The organism is Embleya sp. NBC_00888, from assembly GCF_045207655.1.
GTDB lineage: Bacteria > Actinomycetota > Actinomycetes > Streptomycetales > Streptomycetaceae > Embleya.
Genome location: NZ_CP108784.1, coordinates 2,918,735 through 2,937,347, shown reverse-complemented (window position 1 = coordinate 2,937,347; position 18,613 = coordinate 2,918,735). Strand labels below are relative to the sequence as shown.

General features: G+C 71.8%; 13 protein-coding genes. 10 read left to right on the top strand and 3 right to left on the bottom strand.

The window, feature by feature from the left end:
- Positions 1 to 67: 67 nt before the first annotated feature.
- Both OG948_RS11760 and OG948_RS11755 read left to right on the top strand, forming a co-directional pair.
- Positions 68 to 1,027, top strand: a complete 960-nt coding sequence (locus OG948_RS11760; protein WP_406296035.1) for a metallophosphoesterase — start codon at positions 68 to 70, stop codon at positions 1,025 to 1,027.
- Positions 1,028 to 1,109: 82 nt separating this feature from the next.
- A complete protein-coding gene (locus tag OG948_RS11755; RefSeq protein WP_406296033.1) occupies positions 1,110 to 1,904 on the top strand; it encodes a tyrosine-protein phosphatase in 795 nt (264 codons plus the stop codon).
- A 113-nt stretch (positions 1,905 to 2,017) separates the two neighbouring features.
- Here the strand turns inward: OG948_RS11755 and OG948_RS11750 are convergent, their stop codons facing one another.
- Positions 2,018 to 3,433 (bottom strand): APC family permease, encoded by a 1,416-nt coding sequence (locus OG948_RS11750; RefSeq protein ID WP_406296031.1) that lies wholly within the window; start codon positions 3,431 to 3,433, stop codon positions 2,018 to 2,020.
- Between the two features lie 262 nt (positions 3,434 to 3,695).
- Here OG948_RS11750 and OG948_RS11745 point away from each other — a divergent pair, with 262 nt between their 5' ends.
- Positions 3,696 to 4,625, top strand: a complete 930-nt coding sequence (locus OG948_RS11745; protein WP_406296029.1) for an NAD(P)H-dependent flavin oxidoreductase — start codon at positions 3,696 to 3,698, stop codon at positions 4,623 to 4,625.
- Here the strand turns inward: OG948_RS11745 and OG948_RS11740 are convergent.
- Positions 4,555 to 5,199, bottom strand: coding sequence for a phosphatase PAP2 family protein (locus OG948_RS11740; protein WP_406296028.1), 645 nt, complete (start codon positions 5,197 to 5,199; stop codon positions 4,555 to 4,557). The genes OG948_RS11745 and OG948_RS11740 overlap by 71 nt on opposite strands.
- Before the next feature lie 652 nt (positions 5,200 to 5,851).
- On the opposite strand from OG948_RS11740, the gene OG948_RS11735 reads away from it, so the two are divergent.
- Positions 5,852 to 6,178: an anti-sigma factor antagonist gene (locus OG948_RS11735; protein ID WP_406296026.1), complete on the top strand. Its 327-nt coding sequence runs from the start codon at positions 5,852 to 5,854 to the stop codon at positions 6,176 to 6,178.
- Positions 6,179 to 6,380: 202 nt separating this feature from the next.
- On the opposite strand, the gene gabT is transcribed toward OG948_RS11735, so the two are convergent.
- On the bottom strand, positions 6,381 to 7,736 hold the full coding sequence (gene gabT, locus OG948_RS11730; protein ID WP_406296024.1) for a 4-aminobutyrate--2-oxoglutarate transaminase: 1,356 nt from the start codon (positions 7,734 to 7,736) through the stop codon (positions 6,381 to 6,383).
- A gap of 236 nt (positions 7,737 to 7,972) precedes the next feature.
- Here gabT and OG948_RS11725 point away from each other — a divergent pair, with 236 nt between their 5' ends.
- The 6 genes from OG948_RS11725 (at position 7,973) to OG948_RS11700 (ending at position 18,459) form a co-directional block, all read left to right on the top strand.
- A complete protein-coding gene (locus OG948_RS11725; protein WP_406296023.1) occupies positions 7,973 to 10,384 on the top strand; it encodes a hypothetical protein in 2,412 nt (803 codons plus the stop codon).
- 44 nt (positions 10,385 to 10,428) lie between these two features.
- Positions 10,429 to 11,949, top strand: a complete 1,521-nt coding sequence (locus OG948_RS11720) for a PucR family transcriptional regulator (RefSeq protein WP_406296021.1) — start codon at positions 10,429 to 10,431, stop codon at positions 11,947 to 11,949.
- A 107-nt stretch (positions 11,950 to 12,056) separates the two neighbouring features.
- Positions 12,057 to 13,499: an aldehyde dehydrogenase family protein gene (locus tag OG948_RS11715; RefSeq protein WP_406296019.1), complete on the top strand. Its 1,443-nt coding sequence runs from the start codon at positions 12,057 to 12,059 to the stop codon at positions 13,497 to 13,499.
- A gap of 346 nt (positions 13,500 to 13,845) precedes the next feature.
- Complete coding sequence (locus OG948_RS11710) at positions 13,846 to 15,771, top strand: acyl-CoA dehydrogenase family protein (RefSeq protein WP_406296018.1); 1,926 nt, start codon at positions 13,846 to 13,848, stop codon at positions 15,769 to 15,771.
- Between the two features lie 127 nt (positions 15,772 to 15,898).
- Entirely contained in the window at positions 15,899 to 17,161 is a 1,263-nt protein-coding gene (gene dxr / locus OG948_RS11705) for a 1-deoxy-D-xylulose-5-phosphate reductoisomerase (RefSeq protein ID WP_395862120.1), read from the top strand.
- Complete coding sequence (locus tag OG948_RS11700; RefSeq protein WP_406296016.1) at positions 17,158 to 18,459, top strand: M50 family metallopeptidase; 1,302 nt, start codon at positions 17,158 to 17,160, stop codon at positions 18,457 to 18,459. Before dxr ends, OG948_RS11700 begins: the two co-directional genes overlap by 4 nt.
- Positions 18,460 to 18,613 lie beyond the last annotated feature (154 nt).

Genomic DNA, 18,613 nt, shown 5'->3' with positions numbered 1-18,613 from the left:
CAGCATGCGTGACGGGTCGTCAGATGATCAATCGGCGGCCGCGACGAACGCGACAGGGGAACGGCGCATGCCCATCGACGACAGACCGGACGGCGATCCGGCCGTCCGCTTGATCCAGATCTCCGACGTGCACTACCGGGACGCTCCGGGCACGCACGGGTTCGTGCAGCACGACCCGGACGCCGGATTGGCGGCGGCCCTCGCGCACGCCGCCGACGCGCTCTCCACCGCCGACGTGCTGGTCGCGTCCGGCGACCTGGCGGACACCGGCGAACCGGGCGCCTACCGGCGGCTCGGGGACGTGCTCCAAGAGCTCCCGGTGCCGGTGTACTGCCTGCCGGGCAACCACGACAGCCACGACGCCTACACCGCGGGCCTGCCGCGTACCGGTGTGCACCTGGAACCCGCGGTGCGGATCGGGAAATGGCTGCTGCTCATGGTGGACACCAACGCGCTCGGCCGCGAACACGTGGGCGACGGCGTGTACCGCGATCTCGACGACCGGATGACCCGGGCCGACGGGCCCGAGCTCAGCGCGCCCGAGGCGGCCCGGATCCGGGAGATCCTGGCCGGGTCGGACGCCGAACACGTCCTGCTGTTCGTGCACCAGCCGCCACTCGCGGAGATCTCCCCGCACCTGGACCCCTCCGGCCGACTCGACGCGCTGCTCGGCGACTTCGGGCACATCCGGGCGATCTCCGGCGGCCACCTGCACGGCAGTCTGGAGGGCGAGTTCGCCGGTGTCCCGGTGTTCGTGGCGCCCTCGACGACGTACAGCATCGACTACGCCGGCAAGCACTTCGACGGCCCCGGCTACCGGACGTTCACGCTGCACCCCGACGGGCGGGTCGAGTCCCGGGCGCACACCGCGCCAGGTCCGATCACGGACGCGATGCGGGCCAAGCCCGCACCGCGCTTTCTCACCGATCTCATGCTGGGCGTGGTGACCATCGAGGAGATGCGCGAGATGACCGACGAGGGGTTCCTGGAGCGGTTCGGCGAGCCCCGTCCGGTCCGCGGCGCCTGAGCCCGCCGCATTCGTTCGGCCGGGTCCCCGCGACCCGCGCCGAGGCAGTACGAGCCCGAGCCCGAGCAGCACGAGGAGACACGTGACACAACATCAGGCGGACGCCGGACTCGCCCTCGAAGGGGTCCGCAACTTCCGCGACATCGGCGGACTGCCCACCGCCGACGGCAGGCGGGTGCGCGCCGGCCGCTACTTCCGCAGCGGCCACCTGGCCAAGCCCACCGACGCGGACCGAGCGGTGATCGCAGAGCTGGGCATCCGGCTCGTGGTGGACCTGCGCAGCCCGGCCGACATCGAGCTGGACGGCGCCGACGTGCTGCCGGCCGGCGCGCGATGGCTCAACCTGCCGATGTCCGACCCGGCCCGGCACTCGGACTTCTGGAGCGATCTGCGCAACGCGGACCTGAGCGTGTTGCGCGAGCGGCTCGGCAACGGGCGCGCGGAGAAGTCGATCGCGGCGGACTACCGCGACCAGGTGGTGAACCGGGTCGACAAGCACGCGGAGATGTTGCGCGCGATGATCGACGCCGACGGTCTGCCGGTGGTGGTGCACTGTTCGGCGGGGAAGGACCGGGCGGGCATAGCGGCGGCGCTGGTGCAGCGGATCGTCGGGGTCTCCGCCGACGACGCGGTGGCGAACTACCTGGTCAGCAACGAACCGGGCAACCGCTACGAGCCGAACAGCGACAAGCTCGCGATGCGGCCCGGCCTGCTCGAACTCTTCCAGCCGTTCCTGGAGGTACGCGAGGAGTATCTGCGCGGCGCGCTGGAGGTGATGGACACCCACTGGGGCGGCTTCGACGCCTACCTGGAGCGGGGCCTGGGCCTGGACGCGGACCGGCTGGACCGGTTGCGGTCGGCGCTGTTGGCGGACTGAGCCGGGCGGCGGACCGAAACGGGGTCCGGACGCGCCCGAGGGCGGTGCCCACAGGAGGAGGCACCGCCCTCGGGCGGGTACGGCGTACGGCGGTTGCCGCGGGCCGGCGACGGTCAGGAGTCGTCGGCCATCAGCTTGATGTTCCAGCGGGTCTCCTGGCGCGGACGCAGGTAGAGCACCCAGTACAGCGCGGCCAGGACGAGCACCCCGCCGGTGATCAGCAGCGCACGGGTGGGCTGTTCGGTCAGCACGTAGATCATCGACGCGATCAGCAGCACCGGGATCGCGGGCCACAGCGGCATCCGCCAGGCCTGTGTGGTCTTGTGCGCGCCCTTGCGGGCGACCAGCACGGCGAGCGCCACCACCAGGTAGAGCGCGGCGACCGCGACGCCGGTGACCTCGCCGAGGATGTCCAGGTTCACGAAGCACAGGAGCGCTCCGGGCACGCCGACCACGAGCGTGGAGACCCACGGCGAACCGAACCGGTTCACCTTGCCGAAGGCCCGGTTGATCGGCTCGGGCCAGGCCCGGTCGCGGGCCGAGGCGTAGACCACCCGCGAGTTCTGGATCACCATGACCACGCCCGCGTTGATGATCGCCAGCGCGATGCACAGGCCGATGAAGGTGGCCATGCCGTGGTTGGACCAGCCCTCGACCAGGCCGAGGATGTCGCCGCCCGCCAGTGTCGCCTGGTCGGGTGCGCCCAGCGAGATCGCGATGGTCGGCACGATCAGGATCACGCCGCCCAGACCCAGGGTCCACAACACCGTGCGGGAGACCGTGCGGCGCGGGTTCTCCATCTCCTCGGCCAGGTAGACCGCGGTGGAGAAGCCCTGGAGGGCGAACAGCGCGCCGGCCATGCCCGCGATCAGCAGGCCCATCTTCAGCGGGTCCGTGGTGTTGTTCGCGGCGTCCACGACGACCTCGGGCTTGATCAGCGTCGAGGTGGACTGGTGCACGTTGGTGAAGCCGAGGAAGGCCACGATCGCCGCGGCGACCACTTCCAAGGCCAGGAACACGCCGGTCACCCACGCGTTGGCGCGCAGGTCGAGCAGACCCATGACGGTGGCCAGGATCATCACCGCGGCGCCGGCCCACATCGTGTCGATCGTCGCGATCGAGGTCAGATAATCGGCGGTGCCCAGCGCGATGATCGGCGGCACGATCATCACCACGACGGTGGCGATGATGAAGACCAGCCAGCCCATGAAGCGGCCCATCAGGGTGCCGACCATGGCGTACTCGCCGCCGGAGCTGGGGATCAGGGTGCCCAACTCGGAGTAACAGAACGCGACGCCGACGCACAGCACGGCGGCCACGACCAGGGCCAACGCGGTTCCGGACCCCAGGTCCGCGAACATCCCCGGAACGATCACGAAGAGCGAGGACGCGGGGGTCAGACAGGAGAGGGTGAGCAGTGTGCCGCCGACGACTCCGATGGAGCGCTTGAGCGGGGCGGGGGCACCACCGGCGTCGAGGGTGACTGGAGTCAGGGTCCCGGACGGCGGTGGGGTTGTTTCAACAGCCATGTGCGCTACCTCTGCGGGACAGCGGGGTGCGGATATCGCCTCCGGGACGGATGGTGAGCCGTTCGTACCTTCCGAACGGTGCGGCGTAATACAAACGCCCGTTTGATCACCCGTCAAGATCCCGTTAGCAACTGATTCCGTAGGTTGTACGCCCAGATTTCATCGAATAATGCTTCAAGCTGGCATCTGATGGCGCGTAATCCGCAGATTGCGCTGCGGGAAAAGTTTTCTCACCGTTCACCTGTCGAGATAGCCTCCGGCCATGGTCAACCGCGTACTCGCGCACACCGGCGCCCGGCACCCCGTGATCCAGGCGCCGATGGGTTGGATAGCCCGCTCCCCACTGGCCGCCGCGGTGTCCGCGGCGGGCGGGCTCGGGATGGTGGAGACCTCCTCCGGCGAGGTCGACGCCTGCCGCCGGGAGATCGACACGATGGTCGCCTCGGGGCTGCCGTTCGGGGTCAACCTGCCGCTGATGTTCCTGCGCGACGACCGGCTCGTGCGGCACGTGGCCGACGCGGGCGTGCGGTTCGTGACCACGTCGGCGGGCAACCCGGCGACCTTCGTCGAGCTGCTGCGCGAGCACGACCTGACCGTCTATCACGTGGTGCCCTCGATCCGGGCCGCGCGCAAGGCGGTCGACGCCGGCGTGGACGGGCTGGTGGTGGAGGGCGCCGAGGGCGGCGGCTTCAAGAACCCGGCCGAGGTGTCGCTGCTCGTGTTGCTCCAGGGCATCCGGGAGATCACCGACCTGCCGCTGGTCGCGGCCGGCGGCATCGTGGACGGGCGCGGCATGGCGGCGGCGTTCGCGCTGGGCGCCGAGGCGGTACAGATGGGCACCCGGTTCCTGGCCTCGGCCGAGAGTCCGGTGCACACCCACTACAAGCAGGCCGTGCTGGCCGCGGACGAGACCGGGACGGTGGTGGTCAACCGCTCGGGCAGCCCGACCATGCGGGTGCTGGGCACCGACTTCTCCCGCGCGCTCGCCGCCTCCGGCGGGCCGGCGCGCAGTTCGCTCGACGCGATCCAACGGTTGTACTTCGGCGGCGACATGGAGGCGTCGCTCGCCTCCGCGGGTCAGTCGGTCGGCCTGGTGCACGAGGTGGAGACGGTGGCCGCGATCATCGAGCGGACGATGGCGGGCTTCCACGAGGCGATGGCGACGGCGGCCCGGCGGGCGGCCGAGGTCTGAGCCCGGCGGCGTCGGCCACCCGGGCCGCCGTCCACAGCACGATCGCGCACAGCGCCCACGAGGCCAGCACGTCGGCGAGCCAGTGGTAGTCGCACCACAGCAGCGCGAAGCCGATCGCGGCGCACAGGAGCACCGCGGCCCAGGTCCAGTACCGGCCCGCCCGCGCCGAGCCGACACGCCCGAGCAGCAGCGCGGCGATCCCGAAGCAGACCGTCGAGGTCGCGGTATGGCCGGACGGGAAGAAACCCCATGCGTCGGCGGGCACCGGCGATTCGCCGGGCCCGGGCCGACCGATCAGGTCCTTGCCGCCGATCACCGCGACCATCACCACGAGCACCGCGCCGACCGCGATCGCGAGCGGGTACCCGCCGCGCGCCCGCCAGGTCGCGAACAGCGCCGCGCAGGCGAGCGCGATCCCGGCCGGCAGCGGTCCGCCGAGATCGGCGAACAGGTGCATCGGGCCGTCCAGCCAGGCCGCGCCCCGCGCGCCCGCCAGCTCGCGCATCGCGTCGCGCACGGTGTGATCGAGCGTGATCGAGGGACCGCTTTCGGCCACCACCTGGATGGTGAGCACGACGAGCACGATGGCGGGAATCAGCGGCGCTACGAGGCCGCGCGTGTACTGTGAGTGAACAGACCACCGCCCCGGAACGGGGGGCGTTGTCCCGGGGCGGCCGCCGGCTTGCTCAGGGCCGGCGTCGGTGGAAGGTCTGTGCATCTCACTCGAAGATACGCGGAGAACAGGTCGGCAGGTTCCCGACGCGCGGCCTCCTCACAAAGCCTGCACACGTTCTCCACGGTCTGGAAGGCGAGACATACACGCTGTACGTTGGAGCAATGAAGGGTGTGAGCGGCGTCACAGCGCGTGTCGCGTGAGGCCGGCCGCCCCGAAGAGTCCAAGTACGCGGAGAACATCTGTAAGCAGGGCAAATCGACGGTGGCACGAGTGACGTGGCATTGACGCAATGTCGTCGATCGCCCCTCTGCTGTCAGCACGCAAAGGTAGGGTTGGTCAGGTGGTTGAAGAGTCCGATTACTCGACATACCGCGTGCCGTGCATCCCGGCCCCTGCGGGGAGCGGGCGCGTCCGCCGGGCCGAGGCCCCGGTGGTATCCAAGGGCGTCAAGGCGGGCGGTGCCGTGTTCGATTCCTCGGTGGAACCCCGACCGGGTCGGGGCGCGGGTGCGATGGGCGTGGTTCTGACCAGCGACCGCCAGCTTCGCGTCGTGCGCACGACGCGGCCGCGCGGCCTCCGACTCGAAGGCGAGATCGACCTCGCGAACGTGGACGTGGTGCGCCGTGTCCTGGCCGCCGCGGCCCGTGACGGCGGTGACGTCCGGGTGGACGTCAGCAAGCTCGCCTTCATCGACGTCGCGGGCCTGCGGGTGTTCGTCGACCAGGCCGGGGCGCTGTCCCGGCGCGGTGGTCACATGGTCCTGGTCGGCGCGAGCCGGCAGATGTTGCGCGTGCTCGCCCTGTGCGGGTGGGACACCGTCCCGGGCTTGAGCATGGTCGAGCGGATCGCCCCGGCGCCGCGCCGACCGCGGCTCTGATCGGCCCGCACCGCTTTCGAACGTCGATTTCCGGCCGAAGTGGCCGCGCTCGACGGCGCACTCGAACAACGCGCCCGACAACACGCCGAGGCGAGCACCGAAACCGGACGCCGAGGCAGGCGCCGAACGGGACGCCGAACATCACGAACCCCCGCCCACCGGATTGTTCCGGTGGGCGGGGGTTCGTCGTGTCGTGGGCGGCTCAGACCGAGGCGGCGAACGCCTCCTCCAGCACGTCCAGGCCCTCGACGAGCAGGTGCTCGGGCATCACCAGCGGCGGCAGGAAGCGCAGCACGTTGCCGTAGGTGCCGGCGGTCAGCACCAGCAGGCCCTGCGCGTGGCACGCCTTGGCGACCGCGCCTGCCAGTTCGGCGTTCGGCTCCTTGGAGCCGGGCTTGACCAGTTCGATCGCGATCATCGCGCCGCGACCGCGGACCTCGCCGATCTCGGCGAACTTATCGCTCATCGTGCCCAGTCGGCCGAGCATGATCTCGCCGATCCGGCGGGCCGCGCCGTTGAGGTCGAGCCCGCGCATCGTCTCGATCGCGCCGAGCGCCGCGGCGCAGGCGACCGGGTTACCGCCATACGTGCCACCGAGACCACCCGCGTGGGCGGAATCCATGATCTCGGCGCGCCCGGTCACGGCGGCCAGTGGGAGGCCGCCGGCGATGCCCTTGGCGGTGGTGATCAGGTCCGGCACGATGCCCTCGTCGTCGCACGCGAACCACTGGCCGGTACGACAGAAGCCGGTCTGGATCTCGTCCGCCACGAACACGATGCCGTTCGCCTCGCAGAACTCGACGATCCTGGGCAGGAAGCCCTTGGCGGGCTCGATGAAGCCACCCTCGCCCAGGATGGGCTCGATCACCACGGCGGCGACGTTGTGCGCGCCGATCTGCTTGGTGATCACGTCGATCGCCTGCGCGGCGGCCTCCTCGGCGCAGTTCTCCGCGCCGGTCAGCCAGCGGTAGGGGTAGGCGACCGGGACCCGGTAGACCTCGGGGGCGAACGGGCCGAACGACTCCTTGTACGGCATGTTCTTCGCGGTCAGCGCCATGGTCAGGTTGGTGCGCCCGTGGTAGCCGTGGTCGAACACGACCACTGCGGGGCGCTTGGTGTGGGCACGCGCGATCTTGACCGCGTTCTCCACCGCCTCGGCGCCCGAGTTGAACAACGCGGTGCGCTTGTCGTGGTCGCCCGGGGTCAGCTCGTTGAGCTGCTCGGCCACGGCGACGTACGACTCGTACGGGGTCACCATGAAGCACGTGTGGGTGAAGCGCTGGAGCTGCTCGGACGCGCGACGCACCACACCCTCGGCCGAGTTGCCGACGCTGGTGACCGCGATGCCGGAGCCGAAGTCGATCAGGGAGTTGCCGTCCACGTCGACGACCACGCCGCCGCCCGCCTGGGTCACGAAGACCGGCAGGGTGGTGCTGACGCCGCGCGCCACGGCCTGGTCGCGGCGCGTCATCAGCTCGGTCGACTTCGGGCCGGGGATGGCGGTGACGAGCCGGCGCTCCTGCGGGAGCGAGGGCCCGCCGGGCTGCGAAGCGCCCATGCTGGTCTCCTGTGGGTCGAGGCGGGGGGTTCGCGGTGGCACCGCGGTCCTATCGGCAGGCTAGGCGCCGGGCCGCGTTCGTCGCATGCGCCGCATCGGTTAATCACCCGGTTGCTTGTGTCCGGGATGGACAAATGCCGATCGGGCAGAACAACTTCGGAACGCATCGCGGACTCGCGCCGGAATGATCATCACGACAGCGGGTGTGGCGCCTAGATTGAGTTCCGGTTCAGGACGTGGCTCCGGGAGGGCTGGACGTGGACGTGGAACGGCCGGATTCCCCGGCGTCGCCGGCTGCCGAGGCGGAGGTCTTCGAGGCCGCGGCCTTCGAGGTCGACCCGGCACGCCGGAGCACACCGCCGACCCGCCGGGCGCGGTCCGCCGGGGCGCGGGTGCCCGCGCCGGCGGCGGCGGATCGCGACGTGGATCCCGACGGCTTCGACCTGCGCGGGTGGCTGCGCGGTCCGCGCCACCGAGAGGCCCCGGGCGTGTACGGATACGGCCGGGACGAGCGGGAGATCAAGCTGCGGGCGGCCGAGCGCGAGGCGCGCACCCGGCCGGAGGCGGCGTTGGTGCGGCGCGCGGTGTTGTGGCTGGTGATCGCGGTGCTCAGCCTGAACTGGGTGATCATGGCCTACGTCTGGCTGGTCCGGAAGATCATCCCCACCTTCCTGTGGCCGCTGCTGTTCAACAACCTGCTCTACGTCCTGGTCTTCGTGCTCTTCGGCTATCTGGGCCGCTGGCACGAGATCGCCCGGCCGTTCCTGCGCCCGTGGTGGCAGCGGCTGGACCGGCGCGCCGAACTGAACGGGCGCCCGCGCCCCGAACAGTGGCGCCGCGCCGCGTTGTTCCTGGTCCTGGGCTTCGTCGCGTGGATCGTGCTGATGCGGCCGTTCGTCGCGCTGTTGTTGCTGATCTTCCCGCGCGGGCTGCTGCACGACGGGCAGTGGCTGGTGCGACTCCTCTACAACGGCGGCTTCCTGTACGCGGCCGCGGTGCTCGGGCGCTGGAACGTGGTGGTCGGGCCGTACGCGCGCACGCCCGCCACGCACGCCGCGCACCCGGACGAGGAAGCGCCGGTCGCCGACGCCGAGTTGTGGCCGGAGCTGCGCGACGCGGGACAACACGAGGCGGCCGATGTGCTCGACCACGAGGTGGCGGCGGGTCGGCTGCGGGACGTGGACTACCTGCGCCTGCGCCGGGTGATCGGGGCCGGCGAGCTCGACCCCGAATACCTCGCCGACGTGGCCGACGAGATCCACGACCACGGCGCCGCGGCCTGTCGGCACGGCTCCGGGCAGCGCGACGTGCGCCCCAGGCGGGCCGAACACGACCTGCTGGCCGGACAGGTACGGGTCGGCATGGGCACCGACCACACGCGGAACCCGGCGCTGTACCGGGACACCGCGTTCGCGCTGGACCTGGACGTGCTCGGCGCCTCGATGCTCGTGGTCGGCGCGGCCCGAGCCGGCGAGCCGGGTCGGCTGCTGGAGCCGGTCGTGGAGACGATGAGCCTGCGCGCGCTGACCGGCACCGCGTCACTGGTGGTGATCGACGCCAAGGGCGACGAGTTCGAACGCCCCGGCGGCTACGACCGCGAGGTGATCGTCGGCGACCCGGACTCGCCCTCGGGTCTGGACCTGTACGGCGGCGCGGCCTCGCCCGAGGACGCCGCCGACCGGCTCGCCGCCGCCGCGCTGCCGCCGAACGCGATCGGGCTCGCCGAGGGCGCGAGCAACGCGCTGCGTCAGGTGCTCGGCGCGTACGTGGCCGGGCACGGCCGCTATCCCGAGGTCGGCACGCTGCTCGACCTGCTGGACGGCGCCGAGGCCGCGCTCGCCGCGCTGGAGCGCGCGCTGCGGGCCGCCGACCGCTATGCCGAGCACGAACGGGCGCTGCGCGCGATGGCCCGCAGCGACGACGACGCGCGGATGCTGGTGCAGCGTCTGGCGGTGCTGGAACGGCCCGGTGTCGCCGAGTTGTTCCGGCCCGACCGGGAGCGGTTCGCGGCCGGCGACATCGACCGGCCGCTGCGGGTGCGGATCGCGCTGAACGAGGCCGCGCACCCCGAGGCGGCCCGGCTGATCGGCCGACTGGTGTTGTCCCAGTTCGTCCAGGCGATGGCCACGCCCCGGCGCGAGCGCGGGCCGCGCAAGGTGTTCGCGTGCCTGGTCGCCGACGACGCCGGGCGGCTGGTGGACGAGTACGCGGCGAAGGGCCTGCAATGGGCCCGCAACCGCCGGGCCGGTCTGGTCCTGTCGGTCCGCTCGCTCGACGACCTCGCGCCCGCGCTGCGGCACACCGTGTTCGCCGCGGCCGGCTGCAAGGCGGTGGTACCGGGCGCGTCCCGCACCGACGCCGAACTGTTCGCCGAGCACTGGGGGATGACCAAGGAGCAGGAGAAGTCGATCACCATGGGCACGCCCGAAGGCGGCCTGGCCAAGCGGATCCGCTACTCGGTACTGGGCACGCTGTTCGGCGAGAAGGCCAGCGGCCGGTCCGAGCGGGTGACCACCCGTACCGTCGAGCGCTACCGCTGGTCCCCGTCCGAGATCGCCGGCGACCTGCCCACGCGGCACGCGATCGTCAGCCTGACCACCCGAAAGGGCGAGCGAACCCCTCCCGTGCTGATCGATCTCGGCCGCTGAGTCACACTGGAGGCCTCTCCCACTCCAGTCTGGACAACGCCGACATGCCGCCCACCCTCGCGTCCCTGGTCCGCGCACCCGCCCTCGACCTGCGGGTGCTCGCGGGCAAGGGCGGGCTCGAGCGCGAGGTGCGGTGGGTGCACACGAGCGAACTCGCCGATCCCACGCCCTATCTGGAGGGCGGCGAACTGCTGCTCACCACGGGGATGAAGCTCGGCCGCAGCAACGCCGAGCGCCGCGCCTACGTCGAGCGGCTCGCCGCCGCCGAGGTGGCCGGACTCGGCATCGGGGTGGGGCTGTCCCTGGACCGGGTGCCCGCGGTGATCGTCGAGGCCGCCGAGGCGCACGGCTTCCCGGTGTTCGAGGTGCCGCGCCCGACCCCGTTCATCGCGATCAGCAAGGTGGTCTCGTCGGCGTTGGCCGCCGAGCAGTACGAGACCGTCACCACCGGCTTCGCGGTCCAGCAGGAACTGACCCGGGCGGCCGCCGGGCGCGAGGGCGCCGCGACGCTGATCCGCCGGCTCGCGGCCCGGCTGGACGGCTGGGCCGCGCTCTACGACGCGGACGGCACGCTGCGTCAGGTCGCGCCGACCGCGGCCCGCACGCGCACCGACGCGCTGCGCGCCGACATCGAGAAGCTGCGCGGGATGCCCGCGCCGTCCTCCGCGTCGTTGCCGGGTGTCGAGGGCGAGGAGCGGGTGGTGGTCCAGTCGCTGGGCGCCGAGCGGCGGATCAGCGGCTTCCTGGCGGTGGGCACCGCCCGCCCGCCGCGCACCGCCGACCGGCAGACCCTGGGCACCGCGGCCTCGCTGCTCACGTTGGCCCTGGAGCAGTCCCGGGTCAGCGCCGACGCGGGCGCCCGGATGCGCACCGCGCTGCTGCGGATGTTGCTCACCGGAGAACGGGCGACGCCGGCCGAGTTGGCCCACGACATCGCGACCGACCTGCCGCCCGGGCCGTGGCGGGTCGTGGTGGCCACCGGACCCGAGCCGGTCGTGGCGGCGTTCGCCGAGCGTCTGTGCGCGCGGGCGGTCCGGGCCGGCACACCCGCGCTCACCGGGGACTTGGGCGGCGCGACCGTACTGGTGCTGCCGGAAGCGGTCGAGCCGGTCGAGCCGAGCGACCTGCCGGGGCTGATCGCGGGCGTGTCCGGTCCGGTCGAGCCGGCCGCCGCGGCCGACGGCTACCGGCAGGCGCTCGGCGCGCACGCGGTGGGCCTGCGCTCGGAGCGGACGCTGACCGTGCACGGCCGGGACGCGGGCGGGCTGCTGCCGCTGCTGGACGGGGCCGCGGTGCACGCGTGGGCCGAACAACTGCTCGCGCCGCTGCGCGCGCACGACGTGGGCGGCCGGGGCGACCTGATCGGCTCGCTGCGCGCGTGGCTGGCCCGACACGGGCAGTGGGACGCCGCGGCCGGCGACCTGGGGGTGCACCGGCACACGCTGCGCTATCGCATCCGCCGGGCCGAGGAGATCCTCGGCCGTACCCTGGACGATCCGGACACCCGCGCCGAGCTGTGGTTCGCGCTGCGTGATCCGAGCGAGGTTCGCGACGACAAGTCGTAGTGCCGGCGGAGCGCAATTGGCCGGCATGGACAAATACGCGGGCGGGCGATCGGCCTACCGTTGAGTCACCGGGATCATCGGCGCCCGTTGACGGAGAAGGAGCAGCAGTGACCACCACCCACGCGTTCTGGCTGGCGGGCCGACAGGCCACCGGCGAGACGGCCTTCGACGTCACGAACTCGTACGACGGCCGGATCGTCGGCCGGGTCTCCGAGCCCACCGACGCGCAGATCGAGGAGGCTGTCGCCGCCGCGCACGCGGTCGCGCACGAGTTCGCCGCGCTGCCCGCGTTCCGCCGGGCCGCGGCCCTGGACCACGTCGCCAAGCGGCTCGGCGAGCGCACCGAGGAGATCGCCCGGCTGATCACCGCCGAGAACGGCAAGCCGATCAAGTGGGCGCGCGGCGAGGTCGGCCGCGCGGTGTCGGTCTTCCGCTGGGCCGCCGAGGAGGCCCGCCGGTTCAACGGCGAGGGCATGCGGCTGGACACCGACGCGGGCGGCACCGGCCGCTACGCGCTGGTCCGCCGGATCCCCAAGGGCGTGGTGCTGGGCATCGCGCCGTTCAACTTCCCGCTGAACCTGGTCGCGCACAAGGTCGCCCCGGCGATCGCGGTGGGCGCGCCGATCATCCTCAAGCCGGCCCCGGCCACCCCGCTGTCCGCGCTGGTACTCGGCGAGATCCTGGCCGAGACCGACCTGCCGGCGGGCGCCTGGAGCGTGCTGCCGGTGCCCAACGACCGGATGCCGGCGCTGGTCAAGGACGAGCGGTTGCCGGTCATCTCGTTCACCGGCTCGGGCCCGGTGGGCTGGAGCATCATGGACTCGGTGCCGCGCAAGCACGTCACCCTGGAGCTGGGCGGCAACGCCGCCGCCGTCGTGCTCGCCGACTGGTCCTCCGAGGCCGACCTGGAGTGGGCCGCGCAGCGGATCGCGACCTTCTCCAACTACCAGGGCGGCCAGTCCTGCATCTCGGTGCAGCGGGTGATCGCCGACGCGAGTGTCCACGACCGCCTGGTGGAGAAGATCGTGGCGAAGGTGGCCGCGCAGGTCACCGGCGACCCCGAGGACGACACGGTCGACGTCGGCCCGCTGGTCAGCGTCGCCGCCGCCGAGCGGGTCCAGGCGTGGGTGGACGAGGCCGTGCAGGCGGGCGCCAAGGTGCTCACCGGCGGTACCCGCGACGGTGCCTCCTACGCGCCGACGGTGCTCAGCGAGGTCCCGGCCGGCGTCACCATCGCGTGCGAGGAGGTCTTCGGCCCGGTGCTCACGCTGACCCGGGTGGACGACACCGACGCCGCGTTCGCCGCGGTCAACGACTCCGAGTTCGGCCTCCAGGCGGGCGTGTTCACGCATGACATCCAGACCGCCTTCCGGGCCCAGCGCGAGCTGGAGGTGGGCGGCGTGATCATCGGCGACGCCCCGTCCTACCGCGCCGACCAGATGCCCTACGGCGGTGCCAAGAACTCCGGTGTCGGCCGCGAGGGCGTCACGTACGCGATGACCGACTTCACGTACGAGCGCGTCATGGTGCTCACGGGCCTGGACCTGTAGGCACCCCCGAACGAAGGGCCCGGCCGCCTGGGGTGGTGTCGCCGGGCCCTTTCGCATGTTCGCGGACAAGCAGCGCATGTCCGCGGACAAGCAGCGCATGTCCGCGGGCAGCGGCGCGCGCCCACGGGCAAGGCGCGCACGTCCGCAGGAAGCAGCGCGCACGTCCGCGGGCACGGCGCGCCTGCCCATACGGAGCAAGGGCACGCCCGTCCGGAGCAAGGCCGCACACTCGCGGAGCGCCTCCTCTGGACAAATGGGCGTCACGCGGCATTCAGTGGACGTGCACGGGCAGGTAACACCGATCGGTAACAACGTCGGTCCGCTGCGAGTCCGCGAGGAGTCCGCCATGCCCCCTGTCAGCGAACGCGAAGCCCGCAAGGTCGCCGAGGAAGCACGGCAACAGGACTGGGACAAGCCCAGTTTCGCCAAGGAGTTGTTCCTCGGACGCTTTCGGCTCGACCTCGTCCACCCGCATCCCGAGGCGGACGCCGAGGAGATTCGTCGGGGGGAGGACTTCCTCGCGGTGCTCCGCGAGTTCCTCGTCACCCGGGTGGATCCCACCGTGATCGAACGCGACGCGCGGATCCCGGACGAGGTGATCAAGGGCCTGGCCGAGATCGGCGCGCTGGGTATGAAGATCGACACCGAGTACGGCGGCCTGGGTCTGAGTCAGCTCTACTACAACAAGGCCCTGGTCCTGGTCGGTTCGGTCAACGCCGCGCTCGGCGCGCTGCTGTCCGCGCACCAGTCGATCGGTGTGCCGCAGCCGGTCAAGATGTTCGGCACCGACGAGCAGAAGCGCGAGTTCCTGCCGCGCTGTGTGCGCGAGGTCAGCGCGTTCCTGCTCACCGAGCCCGACGTCGGCTCGGACCCGGCCCGGCTGGCCACCTCCGCGGTGCCCACCGAGGACGGCGAGGCGTACGTCCTGGACGGCGTGAAGTTGTGGACCACCAACGGCGTGGTCGCCGGGCTGCTCGTGGTGATGGCTCGGGTGCCCAAGGCCGAGGGCCGGCGCGGCGGGATCACCGCCTTCGTCGTGGACGCGGACAGCCCCGGCATCACCGTGGAGAACCGCAACGCCTTCATGGGCCTGCGCGGCATCGAAAACGGCGTGACCCGCTTCCACAACGTCCGGGTCCCCGCGGCGAACCGGATCGGGGCCGAGGGCGCGGGCCTGAAGATCGCGCTGACCACGCTCAACACCGGCCGGCTCTCGCTGCCCGCGATGTGCGCCGGCGCGGCCAAGTGGTCGCTGAAGGTGGCCCGCGAGTGGGCGGGCGAGCGCGAGCAGTGGGGTCGGCCGATCGCCGGACACGAGGCGGTCGCGGGCAAGATCGCCTACATCGCGGCGAGCGCCTTCGCGCTGGAGGCGGTGCTGGAGCTGACCGCCCGGATGGCCGACGAGGACCGCCGCGACATCCGGATCGAGGCGGCGCTGGCGAAGTTGTACGCGTCCGAGGTGGGTTGGACGGTCAGCGACGAACTCGTGCAGATCAGGGGCGGCCGCGGCTACGAGACCGCCGCCTCGCTGCGGGCCCGGGGCGAACGCGGCGTACCCGCCGAGCAGATGTTGCGCGACATGCGGATCAACCGCATCTTCGAGGGCTCGACCGAGATCATGCACCTGCTGATCGCGCGCGAGGCGGTGGACGCCCACCTGGCGGTGGCCGGCGACATCATCGACCCCGACGCGGATCTGAAGGCCAAGGGCAAGGCCGCCGCCGACGCGGGCGTCTTCTACGCGAAGTGGCTGCCCAAACTGGTCACCGGCAAGGGGCAGGTGCCCACGTCCTACCGCGAGTTCGCCCCGGCCGGCGCGCCGAGCCTGGCCGCGCACCTGCGCTTCGTCGAGCGCGCCTCGCGCCGGCTGGCCCGCTCCACCTTCTACGGAATGGCCCGCTGGCAGGGCGCGATGGAGCGCAAACAGGGCTTCCTCGGCCGGATCGTCGACGTCGGCGCCGAACTGTTCGCGATGAGCGCGGTGTGCGTGCGGGCCGACATGCTGCGCCGGCGCGACCTCGAGCAGGGCCGGGCCGCGTACGAACTCGCCGACCTGTTCTGCCGGCAGGCGCAGATCCGGGTGGACGAGCTGTTCGGCCGGTTGTGGAAGAACACCGACGAGCTGGACGTCAAGGCGGTGGAGGGCGTGCTGGCGGGCCGGCACCTGTGGCTGGAGGAGGGCGTGCTCGACCCGTCCACCGAAGGCCCGTGGATCGCCGACGCGACACCCGGCCCGGCCAAAGTGGACAACGTACACCGACCGGTCGGCTGAGCCGCCCGCGGCCGGCGGGGGCACCCCGCCGGCCGCGCCCGTCGACACGCGCGGTCCCCGGGCGGCCACCGAGGGCAATCGGTCGACCTGCGCTCGGCGCCGAGCCGGCGCGGGCCACAATGGTCGGATGGACTCCCTGGCCGATCCGTACGTGCCCTTCGCCGCCCGCGACCAGTCGACCACCCGGCGGGACATCGTCCTGCTCGGCTCCACCGGGTCGATCGGGACCCAGACCATCGACGTGGTGCGCGCCCACCCCGACCTGTTCCGGATCGTCGGCCTGTCCGCCGGCGGCGGCCGGGTCGAGGAGCTGGCGCGACAGGCGCTCGAACTGGCGGTCGAGGTGGTCGCGGTGGCCAAGGCGTCCGCCGCCCAGGACCTGCAACTGGCCTTCTACGCCGAGGCCCAGCGGCGCGGCTACGCCAAGGGCGAGTACAAGCTGCCGCGCATCCTGGCCGGCCCCACCGCCGCCACCGAACTGGCCGCGCATCCGTGCGACGTCGTCCTGAACGGGATCACCGGCTCGATCGGCCTGGCCCCCACGCTCGCCGCGCTGACCGCCGGCCGCACCCTCGCGCTGGCCAACAAGGAGTCGCTGATCGTCGGCGGCCCGCTGGTCAAGGCGATCGCCAAGCCCGGCCAGATCGTCCCGGTCGACTCCGAGCACTCGGCGCTGATCCAGGCGCTGCGCGGCGGTCGGGCCGACCAGGTCAAGCGGCTCGTGGTGACCGCCAGCGGCGGCCCGTTCCGCGGTCGCAGCCGCGCCGACCTGGTCGACGTCACGCCCGAGGAGGCCGCCGCCCACCCCACCTGGGACATGGGCCCGGTGATCACGATCAACTCGGCGACCCTGGTCAACAAGGGCCTGGAGGTGATCGAGGCGCACCTGCTCTACGACATCCCGTTCGACCGGATCGACGTCGTCGTGCACCCGCAGTCGATCGTGCACTCGATGGTCGAGTTCGTGGACGGCTCGACCCTGGCCCAGGCGTCGCCGCCGGACATGCGGCTGCCGATCGCGCTCGGTCTGTCCTGGCCGGACCGGGTGCCGAACGTGGCGGCCGGCTGCGACTGGACCAAGGCGGCCACGTGGGAGTTCTTCCCGCTCGACAACGAGGCGTTCCCGGCGGTCGAGCTGGCGTGCGCCGCGGGGCGCGCCGGCGGCACCGCGCCGGCCGTGTTCAACGCGGCCAACGAGGAGTGCGTGGACGCGTTCATCGCGGGACGACTGGGGTTCAACGGCATCACCGACACGGTCGCCCGCGTCGTGAGCGAGCATGATGTACGTGGGGACGGCAACCGGCTGACACTGGATGACGTCCTCGACGCGGAGGACTGGGCGCGCCGACGGGCACGCGAGATCATCGCCCACGGAGGAGAACCCCGTTGACCCTGTTCATGACGATCCTCGGCATCGTCGTCTTTGTCGTGGGCCTGCTGTTCTCCATCGCCTGGCACGAGGCGGGCCACCTGGTCACCGGCAAGATGTTCGGCGTGCGGGTGCCGCAGTACATGGTCGGCTTCGGCAAGACGCTGTGGTCGAGGAAGATCGGTGAGACCGAGTACGGGCTCAAGGCGATCCCGGCGGGCGGCTACTGCCGGCTGATCGGCATGTTCCCGCCCGACGCGTCGGGCAAGGTACAGGCCCGCAGCACCTCACCGTGGCGCAGCATGATCGAGGAGGCCCGCGAGGCGTCCTACGAGGAGGTCGGTCCCGGCGACGAGGACCGGATGTTCTACCAGCGCAAGCCGTGGCAGCGCACGATCATCATGCTGGCCGGGCCGTTCATGAACCTGATCCTGGCCATCGGGCTGCTCGCGGTGTACCTGATGGGCTTCGGGATCCCCGAGACCACCTCGACGGTGAGCACCGTCTCGGAATGCGTGGTCAGTGCCGACGCGAAGACCGACAAGTGCCCCGAGGGCGCCAAGGCCGCCCCCGGCAAGGCGGCCGGTCTGCTGCCGGGCGACCGCATCGTGTCGTTCAACGGTCAGAGGATCGGCGACTACGACAAGCTCCAGGGCCTGATCCGCAAGTCGTCCGGCGAGGTCACCCTCGTGGTCGACCGCAAGGGCGAACTCGTCACCCTCAAGCCGGTGCTCGAGCAGAACAAGATGATCAAGCTCGACGGCGACGGACGCCCGGTGGCCGATCAGTACGTCACCACCGGCTTCCTGGGCATCAGTCCGGCGCGGGGGATCCAGCGCCAGAGCGCCGCCGAGTCCGTCGAGTACACGGGCGACCTGGTCAAGAGCGCGTTCCACAGCCTGCTGCGCATCCCGCAGAAGGTGCCCGCGCTGTGGGGCGCGGCCTTCCAGGGCGACGAACGCGACCAGGACTCCCCGGTCGGCGTGGTCGGCGCGGCCCGGGTCGGCGGCGAGGTGGCCGCGCTGGACGTGCCCGCGTCCCAGCGGGTCGGTCTGATGATCTTCATCATCGCGGGCTTCAACGTGTCGCTGTTCCTGTTCAACATGCTGCCGCTGCTCCCGCTCGACGGCGGTCACGTGGTCGGCGCGTGGTGGGAGTCGATCCGTCGCCGGATCGCGAGCCTGCGCAAGCGGCCGGACCCGGGCCCGTTCGACGTGGCCAGGCTGATGCCGGTCGCCTACGTCGTGGCCTCGATCTTCATCGCCTTCACCGTGCTGGTGTTGATCGCCGACCTGATCAACCCGGTGAAGGTGACCTAGTGCCGCGCCCGGCAACGTTTGCCCCCCGTCGCGGCGCCCGGCACGGCACTAGCGCTCGGGAGAGCACCGGACAAGACGCCCCGCCGGCCCCCCTTGTGTCGATCAGGCAACAGGTGGGTCGGCACGGGGGCACGGGCGCGTCCGCACCGGTGTG